Source organism: Pseudomonas entomophila (assembly GCF_018417595.1).
GTDB lineage: Bacteria > Pseudomonadota > Gammaproteobacteria > Pseudomonadales > Pseudomonadaceae > Aquipseudomonas > Aquipseudomonas entomophila_C.
Map to the genome: position 1 here is coordinate 281055 of NZ_CP070982.1, position 21967 is coordinate 303021.

Sequence of the window (21967 nt, forward strand, 5' to 3'; positions counted from 1 at the left end):
GGCTACGCCGTTCTGTAACAAACCTTACGTAAGTTAGCCGCTCACGGGCCCAGGAGTGCGTGTGGAAATGAATGCAGCAAGTGAGTCGGCTTTGCCCCCATCGGCCGTGAATCACGAATCGCTCAAGCTGTTGGCGCAGTGGTTGAAACACCATGGAAGCATCCGGGTCAGGAAGACCGACCCACGACGTCTGCTGGACGGGCGATACCCTCAGGGACTGATCAGCGATGCGGAGCTCGAGGCTCTGATGGCGGTCTGGCACTGACCGGGAAGGATCCCGTTGCAATGAAAAAACGCCACCGCATTGCGGTGGCGTTTTCGTTTCAACCGTGTTTGTAGGAGCGGCTTCAGCCGCGATGCAGGCGACGCGGTGCCTGGTACCCGCTTTGCGGGTGATCGTGGCTGAAACCGCTCCTACAGGGATTGCGCAAGGCTCGGGATCAGAAGCTGTAGCTGCCGGTCACCACCAGGCTGCGCGGGTCGCCGACCTGGATCTGCGCGGCGCTGGTCGCCGAGCTGTAGTAGGTCTTGTCGGTGATGTTGCTCAGCGCCGCGCGCACGTCCCAGTCGTGGGTGCGGTAGCCGGCCAGCGCGTCCCAGCGGCCGTAGCCCGGCAGCACCACGGTGTTCTGGTTGTCGGCGTAACGGTCGCCGACCAGGGTCAGGCCGGTCTCGGCGTACCAGCCCAGCTCCGGCTTCCAGGTCACGAACAGGCTGGCGTTGCGCTTGGCCACGTCGTTGATGCGGTTGCCTTCCTGGCCATTGTTGTCCTTGACGATGGTCGCGTCCTGCAAGCCGATGCCGCCGCGCACATACCAGTTGCCGACGACATTGCCGGTGGCGGTCAGCTCGATGCCGCGCGAGCGCTGCAGGCCGGTCATCAGGGTGATGTTCGGGTCGAGCGGGTCGCGGGTGCGGCGGTTGTACAGCTCGAGCTCGTAGACCGCCAGGGTGGTGCTCAGGCGCTCGTCGAACCAGTCGCTCTTGACCCCGATCTCCTTCTGCCGGGTCAGCTCCGGTTCGGTTTCGTTGGTGTTGCCCGCCGCGCCCGGGGTGATGCCAATCAGGCCGCCGCCGACCGGCGAGTAGGTCTTGCTCCAGGAGGCGTAGAACGAATGCTCGCGCCATGGCGTATAGACCACGCCCAGGCGTGGGCTGAAGCTGTTGTCCTTCTGCTTCTCGGCGATATTGCGCAGCTTGTTGGTGGTTTCCACCTCGAACTGGTCGAAGCGCACGCCGGCGAGGATCTGCCACTGGTCGTTGAGGCGGATCTGGTCCTGCAGGTAGACGCCACGGCTGTCGACCACGGTGTGGTTGTTGCTCGACACCACCATCGGGCCGTTATGTTGCAACGCGCGGTTAGGGTTGTTCAGGTCCAGGGACGGCACCGCCTTGCCGCCGGCGCTGACCGCCTTGGCGGTATACAACAGCGGGTCGCGGCGCTGGTTGCCGAACTCCATGCCCACCAGCAACTTGTGCTCCAGGCCCCAGGTGCTGACATCGCCCTCGGCCTCGAGGTTGTTGAACAGGTTGCGGGTGCTCAGGTCCTGTTGCCAGCGCTGGCGGCTGACCAGGTTGGTGCGCGGGTCGTAGCCGGTCTGGTAGGTGTTGTCGAAGTCGCTGTCGAGCTTGAACAGGCCCAGGGTGTGGCGCAGCTGCCAGTTGTCGCTGAGCTGGTAGTTCAGGCGCGAGCGCAGCGACTGCGCCTTGTCGTCGATGTAGTCGCGCTGGGTGTCGCCATAGGTGGTGCTGCGGCTGACGTCCGCGGGGCGGCCGTTGGCGCCGGGGATGCCGCGGTCCGGGGTGCGGTTGTAGCGGCTGTACTCGTACTGCACCAGCCAGTTGAGGTCGGGGGTCAGTTGCCAGCTCATCGACGGCGCGAACAACTGACGATTGCCGTCAATGCCTTTGCGCAAGCTGTTGCTGTCCTCGTTGCCCATGTTCAGGCGCAGGCTGATGTTCTCGCTCGGGTCTGTGCTGAGGTCGGCGTACAGGCTGCGCAGGTCCTGGCTGCCGCCCTGGGCTTCGATGGTCGAGCGGCGGCCATGCTCCGGCGCCTTGCTCACCCGGTTGACGATACCGCCCTGGCTGCCACGGCCATACAGCACCGCCGCGGGGCCCTTGAGCACCTCGATCCGCTCGATGTTGTGCAGGTCTCGGGTGTACTGGCTGTCGTCGCGGATGCCGTCCAGGTAGAAGTCGTTGCTGGCGTCGAAGCCACGGATGCGCAGGCTGTCGAAGCGGGTGTCGCCACCGGCGCTGACGTTGGGGATGCCCTCCAGCGCCTTGCCCAGGTTGCTGCTGCCGTAGTCCAGCACGTTGCTGGTCTTCACCGAATCGATGGCCTGGGGCACGTAGCGCGCCGGCGTCGAGGTGCGGGTCGCGGTGGTCACGTCCCTGACCCGCGGGTTGTCCTCTTCGCGCTCGTTGTCGGCGGTGATCGAGGTTTCCGGCAGGGTGGTGGTGGCGGCATTGACCAGCCCTGCGCTGAACAACAGCGACAGGCCCAGGGTCAGGGGCGAAAGGCGGCAGGGAGCAAGCATCGCGGGCGTCCGATAGGGGTAGGTGAGAAATTGGGCGCGAATGGTAATGCTTGCTATTTGCTGTTGCATGCGTATTCGTAAAGGCTTGTCTTTACATTTGTATCAATTTGTTACCATCCTTTTGGATATGTAGTGTCAATTCACATGTGCGTGCGGGTGATAAATGACAATTGTGCGGTTGTCACCCTGTTTGCATAAAAGAGACAAATTTGCGCTGACACACGGCAGATATGCATGGAAATGCACCGCCGACAACCTTGTTTTTGGTTATATCAACCTACAATTCACGTTTTTTTGACATGTATGAGCAGGCAGGGCTAGGATTCGGCCTCTACGCCTGCTGGCCATGACATGGCCATGGGGTCGTATGGGCCGTTGCAGACCTTCTGCAGGCCTTTCGGCCGGGATCCGCATAGCGTCGAACCTACGAAGGGGCGTTGGTTCTGGGCGTTCTAATGCAGCGCGTTTTTGAATACGAAATAAGGAAAATAAGATGTTGAAAACCAGGATCAGCCTGGTCGCCCTGGCGATGATCGCCGCGACCCAGGCACAGGCCAACGACCAGGCCGACAGCAAGGGCTTCATCGAGGACAGCCACGCCAACGTCCTTCTGCGCAACGCCTACATCAACCGTGACAAGAAGCACGGCACTGACGACCAGATCGAATGGGGCCAGGGCGCCATCGCCAACTTCTCCTCCGGCTTCACCCAGGGCACCGTCGGTGTCGGTGTCGACGCCTTCGGCCTGTACGCCGTGCGCCTCGATGGCGGCAAAGGCCACAACGGTGGCGCCGGTGTCGACTTCTTCAAGCCGCACAACACCAAGAATGCCGACGGCAACGCCAGCGGTCCGCATGACCTGGCCCGTGCTGGCGCAGCCATCAAGTTCCGCATCTCCAACACCGTGCTGAAGTACGGTGACCAGATGCCGACCCTGCCTGTGCTGCAGTACGACGATGGTCGCCTGCTGCCAGAGAGCTTCACCGGCACCATGATCACCTCGAAGGAGATCAAGGGCCTGGAGCTGAACGCCGGTCGTTTCACCCAGGAAGCGCGCAAGAGCGCCGAGCGTCGTGATGGCGGTGGCCTGAAGTCGATCAACGTGTTCGGCGGCAGCTACAAGTTCACCGACAACTTCACCGCGTCGCTGTACACCGCTGACAACGAAGACGTACAGAAGAAGCACTACCTGGGCCTGAACTACGTCTTCCCGATCGCCAGCGACCAGTCCCTGACCCTGGACTTCAATGGCTACAAGTCGGACATCGACCACAAGTACGTCAACAAGGCCGAGCTGACTGGCGACTCCAACACCATCTGGAGCCTGGCGGCCACCTACGCCTACGGCCCTCACTCGTTCACCCTGGCGCACCAGCGCAGCACCGGCAGCACCGGCTACCAGTACGGCTGGTACCAGAACGCCGGCGGCACGGGTGACGGTGGTTCGACCATCTACCTGGCCAACAGCTACTGGTCCGACTTCAACGCCGAGGACGAGCGCTCCTGGCAGCTGGGCTACGGCCTGGACTTCGGCGCCTTCGGTATCCCAGGTCTGACCTACAAGCTGGCCTACGTGGTGGGTGACAACATCAACACCCGTACCGTCGGCAAGCCGGAAGGCTACGGTGAAGGTAAAGAGCGCGAGATCTTCAACCAGATCCGCTACGTCGTTCAGGAAGGCCCGGCCAAAGACCTGTCGATCAAGCTGCGTAGCTCCTTCCTGCGCACCAACAACGCCGTCCAGCAGAACGGCAACTACACCGACGACGGCAACGAAGTCCGTGTATTCGTCGAGTACCCGATCAGCATCTTCTGATCCTGATCCCGCGTCACCGACAACCCCGGCCTATGCCGGGGTTGTTGCTTTCCGGGGCTTGGCGATCACTGCCGGCGCCACCTCGATTTCTCCCGTCTCCGGCGCGAAGCTGTCACTGCGCGCCATTCGCCACATCCGTGCGTAGAACTCGCTGTCGATCGTGCCGCTGAGTAATTCTCCCGGCTTGAGGAAGGTGTGCAGCTGTGAAAACAGGCTGATCTCGCTGGCGCTGATGCGCCGCGCCAGGTGCTTGGGCTTGAGCTCGGAAGGGTGCGCAAGCCCGGCGGCGGCGAGCATTTCGGCCAGGGCGTGCAAGGTGTTGCGATGGAAGCTGGCCACCCGCTCGGCCTTTTCCGGCACCACCAGCGCCCGCTGGCGCAGCGGGTCCTGGGTGGCCACGCCGGTCGGGCACTTGTTGGTATGGCAGCTCTGCGACTGGATGCAGCCGATGGCGAACATGAAACCGCGCGCCGAGTTGACCCAGTCGGCGCCGATGGCCAGCACGCTGGCGATGTCGAAGGCGCTGACCAGCTTGCCCGCCGCGCCGATGCGGATACGTTCGCGCAGGTTCAGGCCCACCAGGGTGTTGTGCACGAACATCAACCCGTCGCGCAGCGGCACGCCCATGTTGTCGGAGAACTCCCGGGGCGCCGCGCCGGTGCCGCCCTCCTTGCCGTCGACGACGATGAAGTCCGGGGTGATGCCGGTGGCCAGCATGGCCTTGGCGATGCCCATGAACTCCCACGGGTGCCCCAGGCAGAACTTGAAGCCCACCGGCTTGCCGCCGGACAGCTCGCGCAGCCGGGCGACGAAACGCAGCAGCTCCACGGGGGTGCGGAAGGCGCTGTGGGCGGCCGGCGAAATGCAGTCCTCGCCCTCGCGCACGCCGCGGGTGGCGGCGATCTCGGCGCTGACCTTGTGCCCCGGCAGAATACCGCCATGGCCGGGCTTGGCGCCCTGGCTGAGCTTGATCTCGATCATCTTCACCTGGCCGTCGCGAGCCTGCACGGCGAAGCGCTCGGGGTCGAAGTGGCCATGCTCGGTGCGGCAGCCGAAATAGCCGCTGCCGATCTCCCAGATCAGGTCGCCGCCGTGCTCACGGTGATAGGGGCTGATGCTGCCCTCGCCGGTATCGTGGGCAAAGCGGCCCAGGCGCGCGCCTTTGTTCAGCGCGCCGATGGCGTTGGCGCTGAGGGCGCCGAAGCTCATGGCCGAGATGTTGAAGATCGACGCCGAATACGGCTGGGTGCACTGCGGCCCACCGATACGGACGCGGAACGAGGCGGGGTTGGCCATCGGTACTGGCAGCATCGAATGGCTGATGAACTCGAAACCGGGCTTGTAGGCGTCGTTGAGTGTGCCGAAGGCTTTCTCGGCGCTTTCGTTCTTGGCCCGGGCATAGACCAGCGAGCGCTGGGCGCGGGAGAACGGCAGCTTGTCATCGTCGCCTTCGATCAGGTACTGGCGGATTTCCGGGCGGATGGTCTCGATCAGGTAGCGAATGTTGCCCAGGATCGGGTAGTTGCGCCGCACCGCGTGGTGGCTTTGGCGCAGGTCGTTGAGGCCGACCAGGCTGAGCAGGGCGCTGACCAGGGTGAACGGCCATAACCAGGGGTGCGCAGGCAGGAAGGGGGCGCTGGCGGCGGTGAAGATGAGGCATGCGGCCAGGCAGGCGTAGCGGCTGGGGAGCGAGTCTTTCATGGGTCCATCGCAGGCGGGATGACCTGCGTAGGATAGGTAAAGCCATGGGCTGGAAAACCTGGGGAATCGGTAAAAGACTATTACGGGTTAGGCGGGAGAGGTGCAGTGCCTGGGAGACCGAGCGCCGCCTGTGCGGCGCATCGCGGATAAATCCGCTCCTACATTCGTTGCAACGTGACCATGAGGTTGTTCGTCGACGCGATTTTTCGGCTGCCTGTAGGAGCGGATTCATCCGCGATGCGCCGCGCGGCGGCGCCCGATTGCAAGCGCGCCACTACAAAATCTGCCTATATCACTATCACCCGCTTTTGCCCCAACGCCACAGAACCTTCGTATACCCTTCCTAGCATGGCCCCATCGCTTCGATGAGGACCTGCCATGAACAACGCCACCCCGGGCGCGCAGATGAAAGTGCGCGGCATCCACAAGCGCTTCGGTGCCTTCGCCGCGCTCAACGACGTGTCCCTGGACATCGCCGCTGGTGAGCTGGTGTGCCTGCTCGGCCCGTCGGGCTGTGGCAAGACCACCCTGCTGCGCTGCATCGCCGGCCTCGAGCGCCAGGACCGCGGCGCCCTGTACATCGGCGAGCGCGACATCTCCGAACTGCCGCCCCAGGCCCGTGACTACGGCATCCTGTTCCAGTCCTACGCGCTGTTTCCCAACCTCACTGTCGAAGCCAACATCGCCTACGGCCTGACCGGTAGCAGCCGCGGGGCGTCGCGCCAGCGGGTCGCCGAGATGCTCGAACTGGTGGGCCTGGCGGGCAGCGAGAAGAAATACCCCGGCCAACTCTCTGGCGGCCAGCAACAGCGCGTGGCCCTGGCCCGCGCCCTGGCGCCGTCGCCCTCGCTGCTGCTGCTGGACGAGCCGATGTCGGCGCTCGATGCCCGGGTCCGCGAGCACCTGTGCACCGAGCTGCGTCAGCTGCAACGCCAGCTGGGCATCACCACGCTGATGGTCACCCACAACCAGGACGAGGCCATGCTGATGGCCGACCGCATCGCCGTGATGAACAATGGCCAGGTCGAGCAGTACGCCACGCCCCAGGAAATCTACGACCGGCCGGCCACGCCGTTCGTCGCTGAGTTCGTCGGCCAGGGCAACTGGCTGCCGTTCCAGCGCCGTGGCGACAGCCTCGCCCAGGTCGGCGGCATGAACATGCGCCTTGCACCGAATGCCGGCAACGCCAGCAGTGGCCGACTGTTCTGCCGCCCCGAGGCGATCACCGTCAACCCGGTGGTGCATGAAGAGAACCTGTTCCCGGCCAAGGTCCGCGAGATCACCTTCCTCGGCAACCGCTGCCGCATGAGCTTCGAGTTCAAGGCGCTGCCGGGCCATGCACTGCTTGCGGAACTGGCGCCGGAAGCCATGCCGCGCCTGGGCTCGCAGGATATCTGGGTGGCCCTGCCGCCGCAGAGCCTGCAGGTGTTCGCCTGAGATGGCCGCGCCAATGACCCTGCCGCTCGCCCACGCCAAGGCCGCGCCGCAAGAGGGTGTCGCCCTGGGTGACCGGTTGTTCGTCGTCGGTGGCAAGAGCCTGCTGCTGATCCTGCTGATGCTGGCGGTGCTGATGCCGTTGCTGGCGATCTTCTGGCGTGGCCTTAGTGGCGATGCCGGGCAGGGCGGTGGCCTGGAGGCCGCTCGCGAGCTGTTCGCCAGCGCCAACTTCCACTGGCTGCTGGGCAACAGCCTGGCGGTGGCTTTCACCGTCGCCGCCATCGTGGTGCCGCTGGCCTACCTGTTCGCCTACGCCCTGCAGCGCACGCTGATTCCGGCCAAGGGCCTGTGGCGGGGGATCTCACTGCTGCCATTGCTGGCGCCATCGATGCTGCCGGCCATCGCGCTGGTGTACCTGTTCGGTAACCAGGGGCTGCTGCGCGGGCTGCTCAGCGACAATATCTACGGCTTCTGGGGCATCGTCCTCGGCGAGGCCATCTACACCTTCCCCCATGCGCTGATGATTCTGCTCTCGGCGTTGTCACTGGCCGACGCACGGCTGTTCGACGCGGCGTCGAGCATGGGCGCCGGCCCCGCCCGGGCGTTCTTCAGCATCACCTGGCCGGCCACGCGCCAGGCGGTATTCGCCGCGTTGTGCCTGGTATTCACCCTGACCATCACCGATTTCGGCGTGCCCGTGGTGGTCGGCGGTGATTACCAGGTACTGGCGCTGGAAGCCTACAAGGCGGTGGTGGGCCAGCAGCAGTTCGGCCGTGGCGCGTTGATCGGCATGGTGCTGCTGGTGCCGGCGCTACTGAGCTTCGCCGTCGACGCCTGGCTGCGCCGCCGCCAGGGCGAGGCCATGAGCGGCCGCGCCCAGGTGTTCGAGCCCAAGCCGTCGAAGCTGCGCGACGGCTGCTACCTGGCCCTCGTATTGCTGGTGTGCGCGGCGTTGCTGGGGGTGATCGGCATGGCGGTGTACTCGTCGCTGGTCAAATTCTGGCCCTACAACCTGTCGCTGTCGTTCAAGCACTACCTGTTCGACGACACCGCCGGTGGCGGCTGGCTGGCCTACCGCAACAGCGTGACCATGGCCATCGGCACCGCGCTGATCGGCAGCGTGGTGATCTTCAGCGGCGCCTACCTGATGGAGAAGACCCAGGGCCAGCGCCTGCTCAACCAGTTGCTGCGCCTGCTCAGCTTCATCCCCATGGCGGTCCCTGGCCTGGTACTGGGCCTGGGCTACGTGTTCTTCTTCAACCTCAACGGCAACCCGCTGCACGTGTTCTACGGCAGCATGACGCTGCTGGTGGTGTGCACCATCGCCCACTACCTGACCACCGCGCAGATGACCGCCACCACCGCCCTGCGCCAGCTCGACGGCGAGTTCGAGGCCGCCGCGCTGTCGCTCAAGGCGCCGCTGTACAAGCATTTCATGCGGGTCACCGTGCCGATCTGCCTGCCGGCGCTGCTGGACATCATCCGCTACCTGTTCGTCTCGGCGATGACCACCGTGTCGGCGGCGATCTTCCTCTACAGCCCCGACACCATCCTCGCCGCCGTCGCCGTGCTGAACATGGACGACGCCGGCAACGTCGGCGGCGCCGCTGCCATGTCCACCCTGATCCTGCTGACCAGTGCCGCCGCCTCGCTGCTGCTGGCCGGCGCTTCACGCGGCCTGCTGCGCCGCTCCCAGGCCTGGCGCCAACGCGCTCCCGGCCATTGACCGACTGCCCACACTGATAGGAACCGCATCATGTTCAAGCCCCTCGCACTTGCCGCTGCCGTATCCGCCGTCTTCAGCCTGCAGGCTTCGGCCGCTACCCAGCTGACCGTCTACACCGCCCTGGAGGCCGAGCAGCTCAAGAGCTACAAGCAGGCCTTCGAAAAGGCCAACCCCGACATCGAGATCAAGTGGGTGCGCGACTCCACCGGCATCATCACCGCCAAGCTGCTGGCCGAGAAAGAGCGCCCGCAGGCCGACGCGGTGTGGGGCCTGGCGGCCTCCAGCCTGGCCATCCTCGACCAGAACGGCATGCTTGAAGCCTATGCGCCGAAGGACCTGGGCAAGATTTCCAGCAACTACCGCGACACCGCCAACCCGCCGGCCTGGGTGGGCATGGACGTGTGGGCCGCGACCATCTGCTTCAACACCGTCGAAGCCGAAAAGCAGGGCCTGAGCAAACCGCTGAGTTGGCAGGACCTGACCAAGCCCGAGTACAAGGGCAAGATCGTCATGCCCAACCCGGCATCCTCCGGCACCGGCTTCCTCGACGTGAGCGCCTGGTTGCAGACCTTTGGTGAGCCCCAGGGCTGGGCCTACATGGACGCCCTGCACCAGAACATCGGGCAGTATGTCCATTCCGGTTCCAAACCCTGCAAGCTGGCGGCGGCCGGTGAGTTCCCGATCGGCATCTCGTTCGAATACCCGGCTGTGCAGCTCAAGCGCCAGGGCGCGCCGCTGGACATCGTGCTGCCGAAGGAAGGCCTGGGCTGGGAGATCGAGGCCACCGCCGTGATCAAGGGGTCGCCGAAAGCCGATGCGGCCAAGCGCCTGGCCGATTTCTCCGCCAGCCCCGTGGCCATGGAGCTGTACAAGGAGAACTTCGCCGTGCTCGCCGCGCCGGGGATCGCCAAGCCGCAGACCGAACTGCCGGCCGATTACGAGCAGCGCCTGATCAAGAACGACTTTGCCTGGGCCTCGAAAAACCGTGACGAGATCCTCAGCGAGTGGCGCAAACGCTATGACGGCAAGTCGGAGAAGGTTGCGCAGCAGTAAGACCTGCGGCCTCGATTCGCTGTAGGAGCGGCTTCAGCCGCGATGCGGTTGGCACCCATTTCGCGGGTGATCGCGGTTGAAGCCGCTCCTACAGGCGAACATTCCATGCACATCAGGAGCATGCCAGTGCCTACCCCCGAGCAGATCATCCGGGCCACCTTCGCCCTCTATGAACGCCACGGCAGCGCCGACTACATCGGCGAGGCCATCACCCAGCTCGAGCACATGTCCCAGGCCGCGCAGTTGGCCATGGCCGAGGGCTACGACGATGAAGTGGTCCTCGCCGCCTTCTTCCACGACATCGGCCACCTCTGCGAAGGCGAGGACATGGGCGGTTACGGCGTGGTCAGCCATGAGCGCATCGGTGCCGAATACCTGCGTCGCTGCGGTTTTGGCGAGCGCATGGCGCGGCTGGTGCAATACCACGTCGAGGCCAAGCGCTACCTCACCCTGCGCCAGCCGGGGTACTACGAGCGGTTGAGCGAGGCGAGCCGGCGTACGCTGGCGTACCAAGGCGGGGTGATGAGCGACGCCGAGGCCGATGCGTTCGAGAAGGATCCGTTGTTTGCCGTCAGCTTGCGCATGCGTGAATGGGACGAGATGGCCAAGGAGGTTGAGGTGCCGGTGATGGATCTCGCAGTGTTGAAAGACAAAGCTTTGGCCTTGCTTCAGACGTTCGATTGAAGGCATCGGTGAGGCTGAGGGTACTCCCAGCTTATGAGTACGCCGGAAGTACCAGCAGTGGTGGAATCAGAGTGATTTTTTCAACGCCTTTACCCGTGCGACAGATGAGTTGTTGGCGAACACCACATAGGTCAACTGGTGCTCGACCGCCGAGCGGATCTGTCCGATGGTTTCCTCGTCCAGCGAAGCGTTACGCATCAGTTTGGCGAGGAATTGCAAGTCCTCCACGAGGATGTCACAAGTCATTTGCAAGCGCCTGAGCGGCCAGTCCAACTCAGGCTTTTGCTCTTTTTTGAGTACTTCGTTCACATGGGTTTTCAGGCTGTCGATCAACACTTCAATCTCAGTATCGGCGGACTTACGAATCTGAATGCTTTCGACGGGGGTGATAACCCCATCTCCCTGGAATTGTTCGATGTAGGCATTGAAGAAGTGCTCACTCGACGTCAGTTTCAAGCTCATTGCTATATACCTCATGTGGCTAGCCGAAGAGAGCTTGATTCTAGGTCTGCCACTTTATTGAACCAGCTGGCAAAAATGTCAGGTGCAAGTTCATGCGCCAGGATGCAGAATTTCAAAGTTGTGCGCTGAGTACTTCCAACTGGTGTTGCCGCTGCGCCTGATTCATCTTGGCCTGAGGGTTGAGCGTCGACCATTGTGGATGTGCCCGTGCCTTGCTCAACGCCTCCGGCAGCTTGCCTTCCCGCCAGGCTTTCTCATCTGGTCCGGGCAGGCGAATGCTGTCCTGCGCCGCGTGCCCTCGGCTTTCCAGCGCCACCATCAACTGCTGCTGACGCAGCGCCAGCAGGCGCAGCACTGTGTCGTCCACCGTCAACTCGCGCTGCCCCTTGAGCTTGCCCATCAAGCGTGAGCCGTAGTTGCGCGCGGTCTGCAGCGCCCCCCCGGCGATGGCGCCCGCCAGGGCTGCGGCACCCAGGGTCAGGCCGCCGACCAGCAGGTCCACCCCGGCGCCGGCCGCTGCTCCGGCCGCCACCCCGCTGCCCAGGCGCACCCCCAGCAGTTTCAAGGTTTCGGGATTGAACAGATCATCGCCCCAGCGCCCATCCAGCAACGGCAGATCACCGGCCTGGGCGTCCTCGCGGCGGAAAGCGTAGAGCTTGAGCAGCGCCTCGACACAGCGCTGCTCGCGCTGGCGTACGTCTTGGCGCAGGGCTTCGATGGCCCGCGCCTCGGCGGCAGGCTCGGTCTCGACGCTGCGCCGGCAGGCGGCGCAGTCCAACAACAACTCGGCGATCAGGCGCTTGGCGCTGTGCTGGCGGGCCAGGCGCTGGGCCTGCTGGTCGTCGATCAGCCGTTGCAGGGCGGGGCGGGCGTCTTCCAGCAGCAGGGCGAGACTTTCGTACAGGCGACGCTCGCCGTCTTCGGGTGGGGCCACGCTGTCGAACCGCACCAACGCGTGAAGCCCAAGCCGGGCAAGGGCTTCGCGCCATTCCGGCTCGCGGTGCTGGCTGCTGGCGACGAAGTTGAGCACCGGCAGCAGTGGCTTGCCGCAGCCGGCCAGCACTTCCAGCTCGTCGCGGTACTTGGCCAGCACCGGTTCGCGCGCGTCGATCACATACAGGCCGGCATTGCTCGCCAGCAACTGGCGCAGCACCTTGGCTTCCTGCTCGAAGCGCTGGCGCGCCTCGCTGCCCAGGAGGAAGCGCTCCAGGCGGGCCGGGCCGTCCAGGCGTTCGCCCGGGCGTTCCAGACGCTCCAGATAGTCGAGCAGGGCAATGGCGTCTTCCAGGCCAGGGGTGTCGTACAGCTCCAGCAACGGCTCGCCATCGACCGAAAGCCGAGCACCCTCGACATGGCGTGTGGTGCTGGGGCGGTGGGAGACCTCGCCAAAGCCCACGTCGCGGGTCAGGGTGCGCAGCAGCGAAGTCTTGCCGACGTTGGTGTGGCCGACCACGGCCAGTTTCAGTGGCTCAGTCATGGCCATGCTCCAGCCAGGTCAGCGGCGAGGTGTCGGCGTGGGGCAGGCCCAGGCGGTCGAGTGCTTCGTGCCAGTCGCCCAGCCGTGCGGCGTCCAGCGCCTGGCCGGGTTGCGCCTGAAGCAGCCAGATGCGCGTGGCGCCGGCATTGCGCGCCAGCTCGGCGAGCAGCGCCAGGCTGCCACGGTCCGGCGAGCGGCGAGGGTCGCAGGCGATGGCCAGGCGGGCGGGCGGGAAGCGGCTGAGCTGTTCGAGCAGCTTGTTGCGTGATTCGCGGCTGTCGAGCACGCCGGCATCGGTCACGGCCTTGGGCAGGGCCGGCGGCCAGGGGCGCTGATCATCCAGCTCCAGGCCGACCAGCAAGGCGCCGCTGCTGCCGCTTTCCAGTTGGCCGGCCTCGAAGCGCGGCAACGCATCGGGGGCGGCATCCTGCACGCCGATGCGCTCGCTGCGGGGCATCAGGGCGTCGCGCAACTGGGCGTAGCCGGGCAGGTTGAGGTCGAGTGACAGGCGCTCGCGGCCCTGGCGCCAGCGCCACAGGCACAGCGCAGCCAATGCCAGGCGCGGCAGCAGGCCGTAGACCAGCACCACGCCAAGCAGCCAGCCGGCCCACGCTTGGCGAGCCAGGTCCAGGCTCGGCAGGGTGGCGCCGCTGGCGCGAATCATCGCCTCGTCCGGCACGCTGAAGCCCAGCAGCGAGGGCAGGGCGCCCAGGGCCTGGGTGAGGGCGATGAAGGGCTCGGCGGCGAGCAGCGTGGTTTCCCAGACGAAGCCGTAGCGCCGGGTCGCCAGCAGGGCCAGCAACATCCCCAGTGCCGCACCCATCGCCAGCAGCCACAGGCCATGCACCAGCACGCCAAGCAGCCAGCGGTTCAGGCGTTGGCGTTGCAGCAGCACCAGCAGTGCCGGGGCCAGTTGCGCGGCCTGGGCGTCGCGGGCCAAGCGTTCGCTGAGCCACAGCCAAAACCGCCCCAAGGCGGCACCTTGTTCGCCGCCGAAGAAGAAACCCAGGGCCCAGCCAAGCAGCAGCAAAAGGTTGAGCCCGAGCAGGCTGCCCAAGGCCCAGAACACGTTCACCGGACGTTGCCCATCGCCCAGGGCCGCCAGGCCCAGCCCGGCGCCGCTGAACATGGCCAGCAGCATCAACGCCAGCAGGGCCAGGCGCGCGCCCTGCTTCCAGTGGCGCAGCGCGGTGGCCATGCCGTCGCGTTCGGCCAGCCACAGGGCGCGGGTTTCGATGCGTACCGCCAGGTCGCCGCCCTGCTGGCGGGCGCGGCGGTTGGCTTCCTGGTCCTCCAGGGGGCCGGCGTGCTCTTCGCGCAGGCGCACCGCTTCGGTGAGCCAGCGTTTGTCGAGTGGAGTCGGTGCGGTCACGAGGTCTTCCATTGCACAGGTCAGGGCAGAAGCATAACCCACGTGCCCGGTGCTATCCTCGCCGGCATGAATACATCACTCCCCCTCAGCCTGATCGCGGCGCTCGCCGAGAACCGTGTGATCGGCATCGACAACTCCATGCCCTGGCACCTGCCGGGGGATTTCAAGTACTTCAAGGCCACCACCCTGGGCAAGCCGATCATCATGGGGCGCAAGACCTGGGACTCGCTGGGGCGGCCACTGCCGGGGCGGTTGAATATCGTCGTCAGCCGCCAGCCTGGCCTGGAGCTGGCCGGTGCCGAGGTGTTCGCTTCGCTGGAAGCGGCGCTGGTGCGCGCCGAACAGTGGGCGCGGGAACAGGGTGTCGATGAGCTGATGCTGATCGGTGGTGCGCAGTTGTATGGGCAGGCGCTGGAGAAGGGGCTGGTGAGCCGGATGTACCTGACCCGGGTCGAGTTGTCGCCAGAGGGGGATGCCTGGTTCCCCGAGTTCGACAAAGAACAGTGGCAATTGTCGTCCAGCGCGCCACAGGCTGAAGAGGGCAAGCCGGTCTATCACTTCGAGGTCTGGGACAGGGGCTGAGGTGTTGGGGCTGCTTTGCAGCCCTTTCACCGGCAAGGCCTCAGGAATGGTTCAACTCGGCATGCTCGTCCCCGCCCAGCACCTGCTGGTCGGTCTGCTTGAGCAACTGGCTGGTGACCACGCCCGCGGTCATCGAGCCGTTCACGTTCAACGCCGTGCGGCCCATGTCGATCAGCGGCTCCACCGAGATCAGCAAGGCCACCAGCTCGACCGGCAGGCCCATGGCCGGCAGCACGATCAACGCGGCGAAGGTCGCGCCGCCGCCCACCCCGGCCACACCGGCCGAGCTCAGGGTGACGATGGCTACCAGGGTGGCGATCCACAGCGGGTCGAAGGTATCGATGCCCACCGCCGGGGCGACCATCACCGCGAGCATCGCCGGGTACAGGCCGGCGCAGCCGTTCTGGCCGATGGTCGCGCCGAACGAGGCGCTGAAGCTGGCGATCGACTGCGGCACGCCCAGGCGCAGGGTCTGCGCCTCGATGTTCAGCGGGATGCTGGCGGCGCTGGAGCGGCTGGTGAAGGCGAAGGTCAGCACCGGCCACACCTTGCGGAAGAAGCGCAGCGGGCTGACGCCGGTCAGCGCCAGGATCACCCCGTGGACCACGAACATCAGGCCCAGGCCGATGTACGACACCACCACGAAGCTGCCCAGCTTGAGGATGTCCTCGAGGTTGGAGCTGGCGACCACCTTGGTCATCAATGCCAGCACGCCATAGGGGGTGAGCTTCATCACCAGGCGCACCAGGCGCATCACCCAGGCCTGCAGCACGTCGATGGCCGACAGTGCGCGCTGGCCCTTGTCCTTGTCGTCCTTGATCAGTTGCAAGGCCGCCAGGCCCAGGAACACGGCGAAGATCACCACGCTGATGATCGAGGTCGGCTTGGCCCGGGCCAGGTCGCCCACCGGGTTGGTCGGCACGAACGACAGCAGCAGCTGCGGGATGTTGAGGTCGGCGACCTTGCCCGCGTAGTCGCTGTTGATGGCTTGCAGGCGGGCGCTTTCCTGGGCGCCGGCCACCAGCCCCTCGGCGCTCAGGCCGAACAGGTTGGTCAGGGCGATACCGATCAGCGCGGCGATGGCGGTGGTCAGCAGCAAGGTGCCGATGCTCAGCACGCTGATGCGGCCCAGCGAGGAGGCGTTGTGCAGGCGGGCCACGGCGCTGAGGATCGAGGCGAAGATCAGCGGCATGACGATCATCTGCAGCAAGCCGACATAGCCGTTGCCGACCAGGTCGAGCCAGGCCAGGGTGGCTTTCAGTACTGGGTTGCCGGCACCGTAGACCGTGTGCAGGGCCAGGCCGAACACCACGCCCAGCACCAGGCCCAGCAGCACTTTCTTGGCCAGGCTCCAGTCGGTGCGGCGGGTTTGCGCCAGGCCCAGCAACAGGGCCAGGAACGCCAGCAGGTTGAGTGACAGCGGCAGGTTCATTGAAGCTCCAGGAAAAGGCGGAAGAGGCATCGCCTCTGTGAGCGATTACGAACGGAAATGCTAACAGCCTGAAAACAAACGAATTTATACCTAAAAGTAATTTGCATAGTCGTTTATGGAATAACGCTTTGTCGCAATTGGCAACGAACATGGCGTTTGCGGTTGCCTCGACGTCGGTCGCGAGCGCCTGCCTGTCACAAATCAGGCATAGGGTTGAGCGGCCACGTCTTTGGGAGAACCGCACATGATGTCTGCTCCGAGAATCCTTGCCGGCGGCCTGGCCCTGTTGCTGAGTGCCAGCAGCTGGGCGGCCACCGAGCTCAAGCACTGGCCGGCCGAGGCCGCCCAGAAGCTCGACGCGATGATTGCCGCCAACGCCAACAAGGGTAACTACGCGGTATTCGACATGGACAACACCAGCTACCGCTTCGACCTCGAGGAGGCGCTGCTGCCGTTCATGGAGAACAAGGGCCTGCTGACCCGCGACAAGCTCGACCCCTCGCTCAAGCTGATCCCGTTCAAGGATACCGCCGAGCACAAGGAGAGCCTGTTCAGCTACTACTACCGCCTGTGCGAAATCGACGACATGGTCTGCTACCCCTGGGTGGCCCAGGTGTTCTCGGGGTTCACGCTCAAGGAGCTGAAGCAGCAGGTCGACGAGTTGATGGCCTCGGGCAAGCCGATCCCCAGCACCTATTTCGAGGGTGACCAGGTCAAGACCATCGAGGTGCAGCCACCCAAGGTGTTCACCGGCCAGGCCGAGCTGTACAACAAGCTGATGGAGAACGGCATCGAGGTGTACGTGATTTCCGCGGCTTCGGAAGAGCTGGTGCGCATGGTCGCCGCCGATCCGAAGTACGGCTACAACGTCAAACCCGAGAACGTGATCGGTGTGAGCCTGTTGCTCAAGGACCGCGCCAATGGTCAACTGACCACCGCGCGCAAGCAGATTACCGCCGGGCACTACGATCCCAAGGCCAACGAAGGCCTGGAACTGACCCCTTACCTGTGGACACCTGCAACCTGGATGGCCGGCAAGCAAGCGGCGATCCTGACCTATATCGATGAGTGGAAGAAACCGGTACTGGTGGGTGGCGACACCCCGACCAGCGATGGCTACATGCAGTTCCACAGCGTCGATGTGGGCAAGGGCGGTATCCACCTGTGGATAAACCGCAAGGCCAAGTACATGGACCAGCTGAACGGGATGATCGCCAAGCATGCGGCGGCCCAGGCCAAGGAGGGGTTGCCGGTGACGGCGGACAAGAACTGGGTGATCGTGACGCCGGAGCAGATTCAATAAGGATCTTGAGTACGAATTCGGCTTGTGCCAACTGTTGCTTTGGATCCAATGTCAGTGGTGTCTTAATGGCATTATTAGGGTCGCATTAGTATGGCAATTCGTACTCAACGATTTCTCTATCACCTTACAAGTGTTGCAAACGTCTCCTCGATTTTTCAGCGCGGGCTGCTTCCACGGACTGTGTTGGATGAGGAGGAATTTGCCGATATTGCTGACGCAGAGATCATTCTGGGCCGCCGTCAACAAGGCCTTGAGCAGTATGTGCCCTTCCATTGGTTTGCCAAGAATCCTTTTGATGGAAGGGTCTATCAGGATCGGCCTGATGAAGAATTTGTACTGATCGCTGTGGAAAGAAGTCATGCCCAGACACATAACTGGAGCGTCATCGCTCGACATCCGCTGTCGGGCAGTCGATTCGAGCTGCTAGGGTATGACGAAGGTTTCGACGCTATCGATTGGGACCTTATGGACCGACGGGATTACCATGATCAGGAATGCAAGCACGTCTGTATGGCAGAATGTCTTGCTCCTGGGCCCGTCCCGGTTTCCCAGTTCGCAAAAATCTACACACCCTCTGATGAAGTTTTTGGGGACGTAAGGGCGCAAGCTGTGGCTGCCGGGTTCAGGAACCTCTGGATTGATGCCAATAGGAATATGTTCCCTGCCAGATGACGTATACCAGACTTAACCCAAGCAAAGCCCTGATCTGGCGAGTCGTCCACCGCGATAACCTCCCGTGGCTACTGGACAACGGCTTGTGTGCGGTTTCCAGAGTGAACCTCTCCAGTGGCTACGTCGGAATTGGTAATCCTGACCTGATCAGCAAGCGTTCCAGGCGAGCGGTGCCCATCCATCCCGGTGGGACGCTGGCAGACTACGTGCCGTTCTACTTCACACCGTTCTCCGTGATGATGAAAAACATCCATTCAGGACGGGGAGTACAGCAACGTCGGAATGAGGAGATCGTGATTCTTGTCTCCAGCCTGTACCATGTGCGGTCCCTGGGGCTGCCCTTTGTCTTTACCGATGCTCATGCGTATCCGGACTGGGCAGGCTACTACAGCGACCTGGAGCATCTGGACAAGATCGACTGGCAGATCTTGCAGTCCAGAGATTTCAAGCGTGACCCAGACGATCCACGAAAAATGGAACGCTATCAGGCTGAAGCCCTGATCCACGGGCACGTTCCAGTCGCTGGCCTTCTAGGGATTGTCTGCTACAACGAAGCTTTGCAACGTCGTGTTGATCAGGAGGTCCGGCAACGTCAGCTGGATCTTCCCGTGCATGCTCGACCTGGGTGGTATTTCTGATGATTCGCTTTACGCAAGGTAACCTGCTGGAGGCCAAGGCCGAAGCGCTGGTTAACACAGTCAACACCGTTGGGGTGATGGGTAAAGGCATTGCGCTGATGTTCAAAGAGCGCTTTGTTGAGAACTATCGCCTGTATGCGGCTGCCTGCAAAGCGGACGAAGTTGTCACTGGAAAGATGTTCATCACCGAGGTTCGTGAGCTGGACGGCCCGCGCTGGGTCGTGAATTTTCCGACCAAGCGTCATTGGCGTTCTCCATCACAGCTTGCCTGGATCACAGATGGCCTTCATGACTTGCGGAGCTTCATTCTTGCCAATGACGTGAGGTCCATAGCAATCCCTCCACTGGGGGCGGGTAATGGCGGGTTGCCTTGGGCTGCTGTGCGCGAACAGATTGAAGTGGTGCTGGGGGATCTGGATGCTGACGTGCTCGTATTCGAGCCCACGAGCAAGTATCAAAATGTCTCGAAGCGCACAGGGGTCGAGAAGCTTACCCCTGCCCGAGCGCTCATAGCCGAGCTGGTGCGTCGTTATTGGGTACTTGGCATGGAGTGCAGCTTGCTGGAGATCCAGAAGCTGGCGTGGTTCCTGGAACGCTCAATCGAGTGCTTCACCCCTGATGACAACCCGCTCAACCTGCAGTTCAGTGCTCACAAATACGGTCCTTATACTAACCGACTGGAGCATCTACTGAATAATCTCGATGGTAGTTATCTCCATTGTGACAAGCGTATCGGTGATGCTGGCCCTTTGGATGTGATCTGGTTCGATGAGGGTCGGAAGGCTTTCGTTGATACTTACTTGCAAAGTGAGGCTAAGGTCCATTTACCTGCGTTGGAGTTTACGGCTGAGCTGATTGATGGCTTTGAGTCTCCATTTGGTATGGAGCTTCTGGCCACGGTCGACTGGATGCTTCATCGGGATGGGGTGGCACCAACGGTCGATGCTATTCGGGAAGGGTTGCAGAATTGGTCAGGTGGGAAGGAAGCAGCTGCCCGCAAGAATGCCCTCTTCGATGACGACTCTTTGGCAACTGCGCTAAAAAAACTCTCGGTTTTCCAGGCTCAAGGCGTAGTGCAAGTACATTGATACACCAGAAAGAAAAACCGGCGCACCAGGCGCCGGTTTTTTTATGCCTTCAAAGCCTCACAGCCCGTCGAGCATTGCCTTGTTGCGCACCGCGCCCTTGTCGGCACTGGTGGCCAGCAGCGCGTAGGCCTTCAGCGCGGTGGTCACTTTGCGTGGCCGCACTTCAGCTGGTTTCCAGCCCTTCTTGTCCTGTTCGACGCGACGTGCGGCCAGCTCGTCATCGCTGACCAGCAGGTTGATCGAACGGTTGGGGATATCGATCAGCACCTTGTCGCCATCGCGCACCAGGCCGATCGCGCCGCCCGCCGCCGCTTCCGGCGAAGCGTGGCCGATGGACAGGCCCGAGGTGCCGCCGGAGAAGCGGCCGTCGGTGAGCAGGGCGCAAGCCTTGCCCAGGCCTTTCGACTTCAGGTACGAGGTCGGGTAGAGCATTTCCTGCATGCCCGGGCCGCCTTTCGGGCCTTCGTAGCGGATGATGACGATGTCGCCGGCTTTCACCTCGTCGGCGAGGATGCCGCGCACGGCGCTGTCCTGGCTCTCGAAGATCTTCGCGTTGCCTTCGAACACCAGGATCGAGTCATCCACGCCGGCGGTCTTCACCACGCAACCATCTTGCGCGATGTTGCCGTACAGCACGGCCAGGCCGCCTTCCTGCGAATAAGCGTGCTCGACGCTGCGGATGCAGCCTTCGGCGCGGTCGTCGTCCAGCGTGTCCCAGCGGGTCGACTGGCTGAACGCGGTCTGCGTCGGGATGCCGGCCGGGCCTGCCTTGAAGAAGGTGTGCACGGCTTCGTCATTGGTCTGGGTGATATCCCATTTGGCGATGGCTTCTTCCATGCTGCGGCTGTGCACGGTAGGGAGGTCGGTGTGCAGCAGGCCGCCGCGGGCCAGCGAGCCGAGGATGCTGAAGATGCCGCCGGCGCGGTGCACGTCTTCCATGTGGTACTTCTGGATGTTCGGCGCCACCTTGCACAGCTGCGGCACTTTGCGCGACAGGCGATCGATGTCGCGCAGGTCGAAGTCCACTTCCGCTTCCTGGGCCGCAGCCAGCAGGTGCAGGATGGTGTTGGTCGAGCCGCCCATGGCGATGTCGAGCATCATGGCGTTCTCGAACGCCTTGAAGTTGGCGATGCTGCGCGGCAGTACCGACGTGTCGTTTTCGCCGTAGTAGCGCTTGCACAGCTCGACGATGGTGCGGCCGGCGGTGAGGAACAGTTGCTCGCGATCCGAGTGGGTGGCAAGCGTCGAACCGTTGCCCGGCAGGGCGAGACCTAAGGCTTCGGTCAGGCAGTTCATCGAGTTGGCGGTGAACATGCCGGAGCACGAGCCGCAGGTCGGGCAGGCGCTGCGCTCGTACTCGGCGACTTTCTCGTCGGAGGCGCTGGAGTCGGCGGCGATGACCATGGCGTCGACCAGGTCCAGGCCGTGGCTGGCCAGTTTGGTTTTGCCGGCCTCCATCGGGCCGCCGGAAACGAAGATCACCGGGATGTTCAGGCGCAGGGCGGCCATCAGCATGCCGGGGGTGATCTTGTCGCAGTTGGAGATGCAGACGATGGCATCGGCGCAATGGGCGTTGACCATGTACTCGACGGCGTCGGCGATGATCTCGCGGCTGGGCAGCGAGTACAGCATGCCGTCGTGGCCCATGGCGATGCCGTCGTCCACGGCGATGGTGTTGAACTCTTTCGCCACGCCACCGGCGCGTTCGATCTCGCGGGCGACCAACTGGCCCAGGTCCTTCAGGTGCACGTGGCCCGGGACGAACTGGGTGAACGAGTTGGCGATGGCGATGATCGGTTTCTTGAAGTCTTCGTCCTTCATCCCGGTGGCGCGCCACAGGGCACGGGCGCCGGCCATGTTGCGGCCTTGGGTGGAAGTCTTGGAACGATAATCAGGCATAAAGCACTCCTGGCGGCTTAATCAGGTCTCTAACTAGGGGAGTGAGCTTCTCTTGTCCTGAACGCCTGGGCCGGTTGCCGCT

At 63.5% G+C, this 21967-nt stretch carries 17 protein-coding genes; 10 read left to right on the forward strand and 7 right to left on the reverse strand.

Annotated features, from left to right (window positions below):
- Positions 1–440: 440 nt before the first annotated feature.
- Positions 441–2543: a TonB-dependent receptor gene (locus JYG34_RS01205; RefSeq protein WP_213659169.1), complete on the reverse strand. Its 2103-nt coding sequence runs from the start codon at positions 2541–2543 to the stop codon at positions 441–443.
- A gap of 493 nt (positions 2544–3036) precedes the next feature.
- Here JYG34_RS01205 and JYG34_RS01210 point away from each other — a divergent pair, with 493 nt between their 5' ends.
- A complete protein-coding gene (locus JYG34_RS01210) occupies positions 3037–4359 on the forward strand; it encodes an OprD family porin (RefSeq protein WP_213659170.1) in 1323 nt (440 codons plus the stop codon).
- Between the two features lie 30 nt (positions 4360–4389).
- Here the strand turns inward: JYG34_RS01210 and JYG34_RS01215 are convergent, their stop codons facing one another.
- Positions 4390–6060, reverse strand: a complete 1671-nt coding sequence (locus JYG34_RS01215; protein WP_213659171.1) for an FMN-binding glutamate synthase family protein — start codon at positions 6058–6060, stop codon at positions 4390–4392.
- A 378-nt stretch (positions 6061–6438) separates the two neighbouring features.
- Between JYG34_RS01215 and JYG34_RS01220 the strand changes: the two genes are divergently transcribed.
- The 4 genes from JYG34_RS01220 (at position 6439) to JYG34_RS01235 (ending at position 10960) form a co-directional block, all read left to right on the forward strand.
- The gene (locus JYG34_RS01220) at positions 6439–7497 is read left to right on the forward strand and encodes a putative 2-aminoethylphosphonate ABC transporter ATP-binding protein (protein ID WP_213659172.1); all 1059 of its coding nucleotides are present in this window, start codon (positions 6439–6441) and stop codon (positions 7495–7497) included.
- A 1-nt stretch (position 7498) separates the two neighbouring features.
- The gene (locus JYG34_RS01225; protein WP_213659173.1) at positions 7499–9223 is read left to right on the forward strand and encodes a putative 2-aminoethylphosphonate ABC transporter permease subunit; all 1725 of its coding nucleotides are present in this window, start codon (positions 7499–7501) and stop codon (positions 9221–9223) included.
- A gap of 30 nt (positions 9224–9253) precedes the next feature.
- Positions 9254–10276, forward strand: coding sequence for a putative 2-aminoethylphosphonate ABC transporter substrate-binding protein (locus JYG34_RS01230; protein WP_213659174.1), 1023 nt, complete (start codon positions 9254–9256; stop codon positions 10274–10276).
- Positions 10277–10381: 105 nt separating this feature from the next.
- Positions 10382–10960: a phosphonate degradation HD-domain oxygenase gene (locus JYG34_RS01235; protein ID WP_434011175.1), complete on the forward strand. Its 579-nt coding sequence runs from the start codon at positions 10382–10384 to the stop codon at positions 10958–10960.
- A 66-nt stretch (positions 10961–11026) separates the two neighbouring features.
- Here JYG34_RS01235 and JYG34_RS01240 read toward each other — a convergent pair whose 3' ends face one another.
- The 3 genes from JYG34_RS01240 to JYG34_RS01250 form a co-directional block, all read right to left on the reverse strand.
- Positions 11027–11422 (reverse strand): hypothetical protein, encoded by a 396-nt coding sequence (locus JYG34_RS01240; RefSeq protein ID WP_213659175.1) that lies wholly within the window; start codon positions 11420–11422, stop codon positions 11027–11029.
- A 112-nt stretch (positions 11423–11534) separates the two neighbouring features.
- Positions 11535–12899 (reverse strand): GTPase/DUF3482 domain-containing protein, encoded by a 1365-nt coding sequence (locus tag JYG34_RS01245; RefSeq protein WP_213659176.1) that lies wholly within the window; start codon positions 12897–12899, stop codon positions 11535–11537.
- The gene (locus JYG34_RS01250; RefSeq protein WP_213659177.1) at positions 12892–14283 is read right to left on the reverse strand and encodes a DUF2868 domain-containing protein; all 1392 of its coding nucleotides are present in this window, start codon (positions 14281–14283) and stop codon (positions 12892–12894) included. Before JYG34_RS01250 ends, JYG34_RS01245 begins: the two co-directional genes overlap by 8 nt.
- Positions 14284–14337: 54 nt before the next feature.
- On the opposite strand from JYG34_RS01250, the gene JYG34_RS01255 reads away from it, so the two are divergent.
- A complete protein-coding gene (locus tag JYG34_RS01255) occupies positions 14338–14853 on the forward strand; it encodes a dihydrofolate reductase (RefSeq protein ID WP_213659178.1) in 516 nt (171 codons plus the stop codon).
- 40 nt (positions 14854–14893) lie between these two features.
- Here the strand turns inward: JYG34_RS01255 and JYG34_RS01260 are convergent, their stop codons facing one another.
- Positions 14894–16285 (reverse strand): L-cystine transporter, encoded by a 1392-nt coding sequence (locus tag JYG34_RS01260; RefSeq protein ID WP_213659179.1) that lies wholly within the window; start codon positions 16283–16285, stop codon positions 14894–14896.
- A gap of 247 nt (positions 16286–16532) precedes the next feature.
- Here JYG34_RS01260 and JYG34_RS01265 point away from each other — a divergent pair, with 247 nt between their 5' ends.
- The 4 genes from JYG34_RS01265 (at position 16533) to darG (ending at position 19986) form a co-directional block, all read left to right on the forward strand.
- Positions 16533–17588: a haloacid dehalogenase-like hydrolase gene (locus JYG34_RS01265; RefSeq protein WP_162042905.1), complete on the forward strand. Its 1056-nt coding sequence runs from the start codon at positions 16533–16535 to the stop codon at positions 17586–17588.
- Positions 17589–17678: 90 nt separating this feature from the next.
- Entirely contained in the window at positions 17679–18260 is a 582-nt protein-coding gene (locus JYG34_RS01270; RefSeq protein ID WP_213659180.1) for a DarT ssDNA thymidine ADP-ribosyltransferase family protein, read from the forward strand.
- A complete protein-coding gene (gene darT / locus JYG34_RS01275; RefSeq protein ID WP_213659181.1) occupies positions 18257–18898 on the forward strand; it encodes a type II toxin-antitoxin system toxin DNA ADP-ribosyl transferase DarT in 642 nt (213 codons plus the stop codon). The genes JYG34_RS01270 and darT overlap by 4 nt, the downstream gene beginning before the upstream one ends.
- Positions 18898–19986: a type II toxin-antitoxin system antitoxin DNA ADP-ribosyl glycohydrolase DarG gene (gene darG, locus JYG34_RS01280; RefSeq protein ID WP_213659182.1), complete on the forward strand. Its 1089-nt coding sequence runs from the start codon at positions 18898–18900 to the stop codon at positions 19984–19986. Before darT ends, darG begins: the two co-directional genes overlap by 1 nt.
- A 57-nt stretch (positions 19987–20043) precedes the next feature.
- On the opposite strand, the gene ilvD is transcribed toward darG, so the two are convergent.
- On the reverse strand, positions 20044–21885 hold the full coding sequence (gene ilvD / locus JYG34_RS01285; RefSeq protein WP_213659183.1) for a dihydroxy-acid dehydratase: 1842 nt from the start codon (positions 21883–21885) through the stop codon (positions 20044–20046).
- Positions 21886–21967: the final 82 nt, after the last annotated feature.

Bases quoted from the DNA above. Each gene is read 5' to 3' on its own strand.
- JYG34_RS01220 (WP_213659172.1), top strand. From the start codon at position 6,439: ATGAACAACGCCACCCCGGGCGCGCAGATGAAAGTGCGCGGCATCCAC.
- JYG34_RS01255 (WP_213659178.1), top strand. From the start codon at position 14,338: ATGAATACATCACTCCCCCTCAGCCTGATCGCGGCGCTCGCCGAGAAC.
- JYG34_RS01240 (WP_213659175.1), bottom strand. From the start codon at position 11,422: ATGAGCTTGAAACTGACGTCGAGTGAGCACTTCTTCAATGCCTACATC.
- JYG34_RS01235 (WP_434011175.1), top strand. From the start codon at position 10,382: ATGCACATCAGGAGCATGCCAGTGCCTACCCCCGAGCAGATCATCCGG.
- JYG34_RS01205 (WP_213659169.1), bottom strand. From the start codon at position 2,543: ATGCTTGCTCCCTGCCGCCTTTCGCCCCTGACCCTGGGCCTGTCGCTG.
- darT (WP_213659181.1), top strand. From the start codon at position 18,257: ATGACGTATACCAGACTTAACCCAAGCAAAGCCCTGATCTGGCGAGTC.
- JYG34_RS01270 (WP_213659180.1), top strand. From the start codon at position 17,679: ATGGCAATTCGTACTCAACGATTTCTCTATCACCTTACAAGTGTTGCA.
- JYG34_RS01210 (WP_213659170.1), top strand. From the start codon at position 3,037: ATGTTGAAAACCAGGATCAGCCTGGTCGCCCTGGCGATGATCGCCGCG.
- JYG34_RS01215 (WP_213659171.1), bottom strand. From the start codon at position 6,060: ATGAAAGACTCGCTCCCCAGCCGCTACGCCTGCCTGGCCGCATGCCTC.
- JYG34_RS01260 (WP_213659179.1), bottom strand. From the start codon at position 16,285: ATGAACCTGCCGCTGTCACTCAACCTGCTGGCGTTCCTGGCCCTGTTG.
- JYG34_RS01245 (WP_213659176.1), bottom strand. From the start codon at position 12,899: ATGACTGAGCCACTGAAACTGGCCGTGGTCGGCCACACCAACGTCGGC.
- JYG34_RS01230 (WP_213659174.1), top strand. From the start codon at position 9,254: ATGTTCAAGCCCCTCGCACTTGCCGCTGCCGTATCCGCCGTCTTCAGC.
- JYG34_RS01250 (WP_213659177.1), bottom strand. From the start codon at position 14,283: ATGGAAGACCTCGTGACCGCACCGACTCCACTCGACAAACGCTGGCTC.
- ilvD (WP_213659183.1), bottom strand. From the start codon at position 21,885: ATGCCTGATTATCGTTCCAAGACTTCCACCCAAGGCCGCAACATGGCC.
- darG (WP_213659182.1), top strand. From the start codon at position 18,898: ATGATTCGCTTTACGCAAGGTAACCTGCTGGAGGCCAAGGCCGAAGCG.
- JYG34_RS01225 (WP_213659173.1), top strand. From the start codon at position 7,499: ATGGCCGCGCCAATGACCCTGCCGCTCGCCCACGCCAAGGCCGCGCCG.
- JYG34_RS01265 (WP_162042905.1), top strand. From the start codon at position 16,533: ATGTCTGCTCCGAGAATCCTTGCCGGCGGCCTGGCCCTGTTGCTGAGT.